Raw genomic sequence first — 8,414 nt, 5'->3', positions numbered from 1 at the left:
GCGCCGCGCCGGCTCGGGGTCAGGGTGACGCCGAGCGACCGGGCGAGCTGGTTGACGGCCGGGGTGACGGCGGCCGCCGGCACGCGGACCAGGCCGCCGTCGCGGACCGCCTGCACACCCTGGGCGAGGAGGCGGAAGGTCAGCTCGGCGGCGGAGGCGGAGTCCTGCGGGTACGCGTACGAGCCGGTGCGCGGCGCCGCCCCCGCCTTGCCGCCCTCGATCCGCCGGACCGCGTCGGCGCGCGGCTTCACCGGGTCGCCGGTGTAGATCGTGTCGATGCCCATCAGCAGCGGGTTGCTCCACGAGGACACGTCGTAGAAGTACGGGAACGGCACGTACGGGTCCTCGCCCAGCGTCGCCTGGATCCAGTGCTTCTGCGGCTGCGCCATCGGGATCCAGTACGCGCCCCGGGGCACGGTCACCTCGCTGGCGCTGCGGCCGCCGAAGATCCGGGCATCGCGTACCGTGATCGGCTTGCGCACCTCGTACACCTCGACGTCCATCCGGCGCAGCCGCTCAACCAGCCGGCGCACGTCGCCGAGCTGGCGGCCCGGCATCAGGAAGTACGACCTGATCTTGATGTCCGGCACCGGGAACTGGACCTCGTTGGTCGGCTGGACCACCTCGTTGGGCTCCAGCGCACCGGCCCGTCCCTGGGCGAGCGCGTCCTTCCAGATCTTGTAGTAGCCGCGCAGCACCTCACGCTTGTTGGCCGAGGCCCAGCCCAGCGTCGCCCACTGGGTGTTGAGCTGCTGCTGCACCCGGTCCTGGACGGCCGACGCGCTGCCCTTCTCGTAGGTCATGCCGGCCGCGCCGAACCCGGCGGCCGGGACGGTGTCGCCGTAGCCCATGTAGAACAGGTCGTAGACGTCGTAGTTGAAGTAGCACTCGACGGTGACGGTGCCGGTGCAGGCGCCGTTGTAGCCGAAGCCGGCCTTGTTCGCCTCGCCGATCCGGTTGATCCAGTCGACCGGCTCGGCGGCGATCTCATGGTGGATCGGGTCGGCGTTCGGCGGGAAGAAGTACTGCCGCCCGCCCATCTCGTGGGCGTCGATGAAGACCTGCGGCGGGTACTGCCGCAGCATCTCGAGCTTGCTGTCGGTCTCCGGCTGGGTGCGCGCGAACCAGTCGCGGTTGAGGTCGAAGCCGAACTCGTTCTGCCGCCGGCTGGCGTCGCGGCCGTCCGGGTTCTGCGTCGGCATGATCACGGTGATCAGGTTCTGGTTGCGCCGTTGTACGTCGCAGGACAGGCCGGCGGCCAGCTCGTACAGCGTCTTGAGGGCGGCGTCGGCGCCGCTCTTCTCGCCGCCGTGCACGTTGCCGGCGATCCAGACGATGGCCGGCCGGTTGGCGATGATCCGCTGTGCCCGGTCGGCGGTCATCCGGCGCGGATCCCGCAGGCGGTCGATCTCGGCGGCGATCTCGGCGAGCGTGCCCTGCCTGGCCTGCTGTTCGCTGGACACCACCGCGTAGGGCATCGGCTGGCCGAGCACGCTGGTTCCGACGATGCCGGTGACCACGCGGTCGGAGGACTGATCCACGGCGCTCAGGTAGCCGCCGATCTCCCCGTTGGTGACCACCCGCTGCTGGCCGATCCCGAGGGGGAAGCCGAGGTAGGTCTCGGGGCTGGGAACGGTGCTCAGGTGGGCGGCGGGGTCGGTGCTGCAGCCGGCGGCGCCGGCCGGAGCGGCGGCGGGAAGTGGGGACAGGGCCGCCGCCACGACGACGGCCACCATGGACAGCTTCGGGATGCGCATCGCGTCGCCGTTCCTTCCGGGAGAAGTCCTGGAGTGGACGATCATCAATGACCTTATGCTTCGTTCCGCCTCCGTAAAGGGCCGTTCTCGAATTGGTCGCGTACCGGCGCTCGGCGGCGGGCGGGCATACGTTGGGGTCATGGAATATCGCACCCTCGGGCGCAGCGGATGCGCCGTCTCCACCCTCTGCCTGGGCACCATGACATTCGGCGCCGAGTCCGACGAGAAGGTCTCGCACGCCCAGCTCGACCGGTTCGCCGAGGCCGGCGGCACGTTCGTCGACACCGCCGACGTCTACTCGGCCGGCGAGTCGGAACGCATCATCGGCCACTGGTTCGCCTCCCGCCCGGCCGACCTGACCGAGCGGATCGTGCTGGCCACCAAGGGCCGCTTCCCGCTCGGCGGCACCGCGCAGGAGCCCAACGCCGCCGGTCTGTCGGCCCGGCACCTGACCCGCGCGCTGGACACCTCGCTGGCCCGGCTGGGCCTGGGCACGATCGACCTCTACCAGGCGCACGCCTGGGACGCGCTGACCCCGCTCGAGGAGACGCTGCGCACCTTCGACTCGTTCGTCCGGGCCGGGAAGATCCGCTACTACGGATTTTCGAACTTCACCGGATGGCAGCTGACCAAGGCCGTCCGCCTCGCGCACGAGCTGGGCGTGGCCGCGCCGGTCAGCCTGCAGCCGCAGTACAGCCTGCTGGTCCGCGAGATCGAGTGGGAGATCGTGCCGGCCGCGCAGGACGCGGGCCTGGGCCTGCTGCCGTGGAGCCCCCTGGGCGGCGGCTGGCTGTCCGGCAAGTACGTGCGCGACCAGCGCCCGACCGGCGACACCCGGCTGGGCGACAACCCGGATCGCGGCATGGAGGCCTGGGAGCGGCGCGGCACCGAGCGCACCTGGAACGTGATCGACGCGGTCCAGCGGGTGGCCGAGGGCCGCGGCGTGTCGATGGCCGAGGTGGCGCTGGCCTGGGTGACCGACCGTCCCGGCGTGACCTCGACGATCCTCGGCGCCCGGACCATCGAGCAGCTGGACGCCAACCTCAAGGCCGCGGGCCTGCACCTCACCGAGGCCGAGGCGGCGGTGCTGGACGAGGCCAGCGACCCGCACGCCTCGGACTACCCCTACGGTGAGCTGGGCATCGGCCAGCGCCACCGCGGGATCAACTAGCTCTGCCCGCCTTGCCCTCGGCGAGGGCGACATAGGATCTTCTGTCATGGACGCGACTTACTACTTCGATCCGGTCTGCCCCTTCACCTGGCGCACGTCGCGGTGGCTGGTCAGCGTGGCGCCCTCTCGCGATGTGACGGTGCGGTGGCGGCCGTTCAGCCTGTCCATCCTCAACGGCGGCGAGACCCCGGAGGAATACCGCCCGATGATGGAGGCCTCGGCCAAGGCGTTGCGGCTGGTCGCGGCGCTGGCGGCGGACCGGCGCGACGACACGATCGGCACCTTCTACACCGAGCTCGGCACCCGCACCCACGACGCCGGCGCGGCGCTCACGGAGGAGATCGTGCTGGCCTCGGCCGAGGCCGCGGGCGTTGCGGACGCGAAGGCGATCCTCGAGGACACGTCCTGGGATTCGTCCGTGAGGGAGTCGCACGACGAAGCGTTCAACTCGGCCGGTCCGGACATCGGCTCGCCGGTGCTGGCGATCGAGGGGGCGCCGCGCGGGGTGCACGGCCCGATCATCGACGAGGTGCCGCCGCTCGACGAGGCTCTCGCCATCTGGGACGCGGTGCTGCCGCTCGCCCGCAGCACCACGTTCTTCGAGCTGAAGCGCGGCCGGCAGTAACCCGGGCACAGTAACCCCGGGCGTCGGGCCGGCGTTCTTGGTTGCGGGCGCGGCGGAGATGGGTATCCGCGACGCGCCCGCCACACTCACCGGAGGTCAACAGCGATGGTCGATCCGCAGGTCAACCTCGACCCACGGACCCTCACTCCCGTGGAGGAGAAACTCCGCGGCCCGCTGGAGGATCAGCTCACGTCGGCGCTGCAGGCGGCCGCCGACAAGACCGAGCACGAGTACGCGGGGCAGAGCGCCGGCGAGCTGACCACGATGCTGCTGGAGCGTACGAAGGCGGCACTGCACCCGGACATCGCGGCGGGCTTCTCCCCCGACCCGGCGGAATTGCACCGGGTCGCGGAGGCGATCATCGCCCGTGCGTCATAGTTAGTCCGCTGTTCGGCTGGGCACTCGGGCGTTCACCGTGGTTACGGTGAATGTGGGAGGCGCGCCATGGACATCGGGACGACGTACCGTTTCGCCGACCGCACCCTGCACGACATCGCGGTGCAGAGGATGAGCGCCGCGGGCTGGCGGCGCTACGAGGCCGCGGTGCTGGGCATGCAGCTGGCGGTCGACACGGGCCACGTGGACGAGCTGCAGGTGTGCTCGTCCTTCCTGGCCACCCTGCGGATCCCGCACCACAAGGCGGCCGCCGACCCGGCCCGCACCGACCAGCCGGTGCGGCTGCACCGGGCGACGATGCGCTTGGCCGAGGCGTTGGCCGCCCTGGTGGCCCAGCACCCGGCGTGACCGGTCAGGCCGGCGGGGTGTCGTCGGTCGTCTCGACGCCGAGAATCAGCTGATAGGTCGACAGGCCGCCCGGGCGCATCCAGGCCGTCGCGCCACCTGGTTCGATCACCCGTGTCTCGCGGCTCAGCGCCCGGCCCGTCGCCGGCTCGATGATCAGCCGCTCCTCCACCTTGCCGGCGCCCCGGTACGACCAGGTGAATGCCACGCCCTCGCCGGCACGGCCACGCTGATCCCGGACCGGGCCCAGGGCCCGCACACCGGGAAGATCGGCGAGCACACGGTACGCGGCCGCGCGCACCGCCCCGCTCACCGGCAACCCGACCACCACGTTGCCGGTCACCGTCAGCAGCCACTCGTCGCGGTCCGTCGGCAGGTCACCGCCGCCACCCCGGTACAGGCTCAACAGTTTCCGGCGCAACGCCGCCGGCTCGGTCGGCAACTCCTCCAGATTGGCCAGGGAGGCGTTCTCCTGGCCGATCGCGTAGACGTCCGACCCCTTGAAGACGTCCCGCTGCCGCTCCCCCGGCGTCGTGTCCACCGGCGAGCCGGGCCGCCTCAGGCCCGTCGGCGTCGGCTTGAGCACGCTGATCCGGGCCGGCGAGCCGAGACCGCGCCACACCTGCGCGTCGGCCGGGGAGGCCGGAACCCAGCCCAGTCTCCGCGACATGGTGACGCTGTCCCCGCGGCCGGATCGCACCAGCCAGCTCTCGTACTCCGTCTTGCCGAGCATCGCGTACGTGTCGCCACCACCCGCGTCGACCGGCAGCACCGAGCCGGACTCCTCGCGCACCACCAGGTAACGCCCCGCGCCCAGGGTGCTCTGCGTGCTGCGGTCGGCGGCGGCGAGCAGGATCTGGCCGGCGGTCAGCGGCTGCGGCGCCGGCTGTTGAGATGGCCCCTGCACCGTGGCAGGCGACGCCCCGGTCACGGTCAGCGCGATCGCGGTGGCGGCGGCCGCCGCGGTCACTCCGGCGGATCCGAGGACCAGCGCCAGCCGGCGGCGCGGCCGGGAGACGGCGTGGCCGACGATCGCCGCGGCCGCCGCGCCGGCGTCGGTCGTGGGCGGTTCCAGACGCGCGGGACGCGCGTCGGTCAGCAGGTCGAACACGTCACGGCTCATCGGATGGGCTCCTTCTGAAGATCGGCGGCGGCCATGGCCTCGGTGAGGCGGCGGCGCGCGCGATGCAGGCGTACGAAATAGGTCGCGGTGGTGCAGCCGATCACCCGGGCGGCGGCCCGCGGCTCGAGCCCGTGCCAGGCGGTCAGGGTGAGCAGTTCGCGGTCGTCCTCGGTGAGGCCGGCCAGCGCGGCGAGCACCGCTGCACGATCGGTGACCGTGTCGGCGACGTCGGCGCCGGCCTCCTCGACCCAGGCGGTCATCTCGGCGGCGATGCGGCGCTGGCGTTCCTCTGCGCGGTACCGCTCGCGGACCACGTTGCGGGCGGTGCCGAGCAGCCACGGCAGCGGCTCGCGCCGAGGCAGCGCACCGAAGCGCCGCCAGGCGATGAGAAAGGTCTCGGCGACGACCTCATCGGCCAGGTCGCGCCCGGCGCGGGTCACCGCGTACCCGTAGACCTGCCGATGATGTCGCTCGTAGAGCGAGGTGAACTGCGTGGTCGTGTCGGGTTCGGTCACTGGCTCAGGCCCTCTCAGGGTTGTCCGTCACCAGGTAATGCGCGGCGGAGGCCCATTCTTACGCGAGCCCGTGTCAGGTCATCCGGTCAGGTCATGCGGGTCAGGGCGGCGCGCATGCGGGAGAGGTCGCGGCGGCGGCGTTCCAAGGTCATCGCCAAGCCGACCAGTAGCAGGCCGGCCGCCGCCAGGGGGATCCAGCGCGGCAGCAGGTCCCAGACCAGCACCAGCTCGTGCAACGCCACCAGCGCGAGGACCGCGCCGCCGGTGACCACCGGCGCCTGCAGCCGGGCCCGCGATCCGGCCAGCACGACCACCAGCGCGCCGGCTCCGAGCAGCAGCCGCCGCAGTGGCTGCCCCTCGTCGACGAGCACCGATGCCAGCGTCGGCAGCAGGGCGGCGGCCAGCGCCGGTCCGAATGACAGCCAGCTCGACAGCCCGGGCTTCGACCGCAGGGCCAGCCACCCCACGAACAGCGCGACCGCGGCGGCCGGGATCGTGTACGCCTCCAGCACGGCGATCTGCTGCGCACTGAGCAACAGCCACCACGCGCCGAGCTCGGCGACCGCAGCGGCGGCGAGGAACGGCCGCCGCGCACCGGGCCGTCGCTCACCGGGCCGTCGCTCACCGGGCCGTCGCTCACCGGGCCACAGCGCCCGCAGCCCGAGGGCGATGCCCCACAGCGTGCACACCGCGGCGGCGTACCCGGCTGAGCCCGCCGTGAGCAGCAGCGCGACCACCGCCGCACCGTGCGCCGCCGCCTGCAGGACACGGCCTTCCGGCCGGCCCAGAAGGGTGCCGGTGACCAGCGCGATCGCGGCAACGCCCAGCACCACCAGGGCCGTCACGCGTAGCGGCTGACCGGCCGCGCGGGACGCCGTCACCGCGAACGCCACCCCGGCGATCGCCGCGACCGGCCAGCCGATGAGACGGGCCGGCAGTGTGCGCCCGGCGAGCCCGGCCACCACACCCGCCACCAGAACCGCGCCGAACCCGAACATCGTCGCCGTGTATGTCGTGAGCAGGCCCGCCAGCCCGGCCCTGGCGATGAGGAGGCCGGCCGCCGCGACGACGCGCGGGCGGTCGCTGAGCGCCGCGCCGAGCAGGCCGAGGAGGCCGGCGGCGAGCGCGGTCGCCGCCACCCACGGCCGGGCCGCATGCGCCGCGGCCGCGATCATGGGTGCGACGAGTACGAGACCCGGCGCCGCCACCCAGCCGAACCGGCGGCCGGCGCCTCCGCGCTTGACCGAGGCCGGGTTGGCGCTTCGCCACGTCCGGGCCGCTACCACGGCGGCCGCCGTCAGCAACAACACCGCGGTCACGTCGGCCCAGTCGGTGCGCCCCGCCGGTGCGCCCGTCGCCGTGCTGATCAGCGTCCCTCCCACGCCGGGTGCCAGTTCTCCCATCGCGGCGATGCCCAGAGGCACGGCGGCGATCAAGGCGACGCGATCTGCGATCGTGGCGAGCAACAGGAGCGCCACGGCCGCGTAGATCTGCGCCGGCTCGTCGTTGAGCCAGGCCCACAGTGGCGCCGTCGCCAGCAGGGGCAGCGCACCGGCGACCACGAACCCCCGATACGCCCGCGGGATCCGATGCACCACCCCCACGACGAGTCCGATGACCGCCAGCCCGGTCCGCGCCTGCCACCCGTCGGCGGCGATCGCCCACGCGGCGGCGCCCGGCGCGGCGAGCAGCGCCACGGTGAGCGACAGGCCGCCGACATCAGCGCGGCGGTTCGTACCCCAGGCCGCGATCGCCGTGGCGACACCGAGCGCGACGACACCGCCCAGCGTCGCCGCGCCCACCGCGGCCGAAGGCGCCGCGATCACCACCGCCAGGCCGGCGGGCACCACCGCCGCCAGAGCCACCCACGGCTTGACCACCGATCGCACCACCAGCGCCAGCACGACGGCCGCGACAAGCAGATACGCGATCGGCGCCGACCACCACACCCAGCCGAAGCCGGCCGGCGCGGTGAGCACGGCGAGCGTGACCCCGACGGCCGGCACCTCGCGCATCCGCAGGACCCCGAACGCCCCCGCGGTCAGCAGGAGGATCCCCACCGGCAGCTGCCAGTCCGGGCCGTCCACGCCACGAGCCCCGAGCACCAGCAGAGCAGCACCCAGCGAAGCCAGCGCACCGATACGCGCTCCCCAGCCACGAACCCCCGCCGCGCCACCACCAACCGCCGCCGCGGCGGCGATCAGCGCGACGGCGGCGGCCATCAGGACCGCCGAGTGCACGTAGGCCACACGGCCGGAGGCGAGTGCCAGCGCGGCCACGAACAGGCCGGCGGCGATCTCGCCGGCAATCGTCACGCGGGACAGCAGTGCGCCGGCCAGGATGATGCCCGCGACGGTCACCAGGGCCGCGCCGGCCCAGGCGATCGATGCCGTCGTCTCAGCGATCATCAGCTGGTTCAGCGCCATCAGACCCGCGGCGGCGGCGGCGAGCGCTCCGAACTGGTAAGCGGCGACGGTCAGCC

The 8,414-nt window shown here is 73.0% G+C and carries 8 protein-coding genes; 4 read left to right on the top strand and 4 right to left on the bottom strand.

What is annotated here, in order from left to right:
* Positions 1-1,757 (bottom strand): M14 family zinc carboxypeptidase (locus AB0M20_RS15365; RefSeq protein WP_364298448.1); only part of this gene is annotated, 1,757 nt, incomplete at its 3' end.
* 139 nt (positions 1,758-1,896) lie between these two features.
* On the opposite strand from AB0M20_RS15365, the gene AB0M20_RS15360 reads away from it, so the two are divergent.
* From AB0M20_RS15360 to AB0M20_RS15345, 4 genes are all read left to right on the top strand, one after another.
* On the top strand, positions 1,897-2,928 hold the full coding sequence (locus AB0M20_RS15360; RefSeq protein ID WP_364298445.1) for an aldo/keto reductase: 1,032 nt from the start codon (positions 1,897-1,899) through the stop codon (positions 2,926-2,928).
* A 46-nt stretch (positions 2,929-2,974) separates the two neighbouring features.
* The gene (locus AB0M20_RS15355) at positions 2,975-3,553 is read left to right on the top strand and encodes a DsbA family protein (RefSeq protein ID WP_364298443.1); all 579 of its coding nucleotides are present in this window, start codon (positions 2,975-2,977) and stop codon (positions 3,551-3,553) included.
* A gap of 105 nt (positions 3,554-3,658) precedes the next feature.
* Positions 3,659-3,931 (top strand): hypothetical protein, encoded by a 273-nt coding sequence (locus tag AB0M20_RS15350; RefSeq protein ID WP_364298441.1) that lies wholly within the window; start codon positions 3,659-3,661, stop codon positions 3,929-3,931.
* Between the two features lie 66 nt (positions 3,932-3,997).
* Positions 3,998-4,297 carry a hypothetical protein gene (locus AB0M20_RS15345; protein WP_364298439.1) on the top strand — a complete coding sequence of 100 codons (300 nt, stop codon included), beginning with the start codon at positions 3,998-4,000 and terminating at the stop codon, positions 4,295-4,297.
* 4 nt (positions 4,298-4,301) lie between these two features.
* On the opposite strand, the gene AB0M20_RS15340 is transcribed toward AB0M20_RS15345, so the two are convergent.
* From AB0M20_RS15340 to AB0M20_RS15330, 3 genes are all read right to left on the bottom strand, one after another.
* Complete coding sequence (locus AB0M20_RS15340) at positions 4,302-5,417, bottom strand: CU044_5270 family protein (RefSeq protein ID WP_364298437.1); 1,116 nt, start codon at positions 5,415-5,417, stop codon at positions 4,302-4,304.
* The gene (locus tag AB0M20_RS15335) at positions 5,414-5,932 is read right to left on the bottom strand and encodes an RNA polymerase sigma factor (RefSeq protein WP_364298435.1); all 519 of its coding nucleotides are present in this window, start codon (positions 5,930-5,932) and stop codon (positions 5,414-5,416) included. Before AB0M20_RS15335 ends, AB0M20_RS15340 begins: the two co-directional genes overlap by 4 nt.
* 86 nt (positions 5,933-6,018) lie before the next feature.
* A partial coding sequence (locus tag AB0M20_RS15330; protein ID WP_364298433.1) for a hypothetical protein occupies positions 6,019-8,414 on the bottom strand: 2,396 nt, incomplete at its 5' end.

Source organism: Actinoplanes sp. NPDC051633, assembly GCF_040681735.1.
Classification (GTDB): Bacteria; Actinomycetota; Actinomycetes; order Mycobacteriales; family Micromonosporaceae; genus Actinoplanes.
This window is presented reverse-complemented; position numbering and strand designations above follow the sequence as displayed.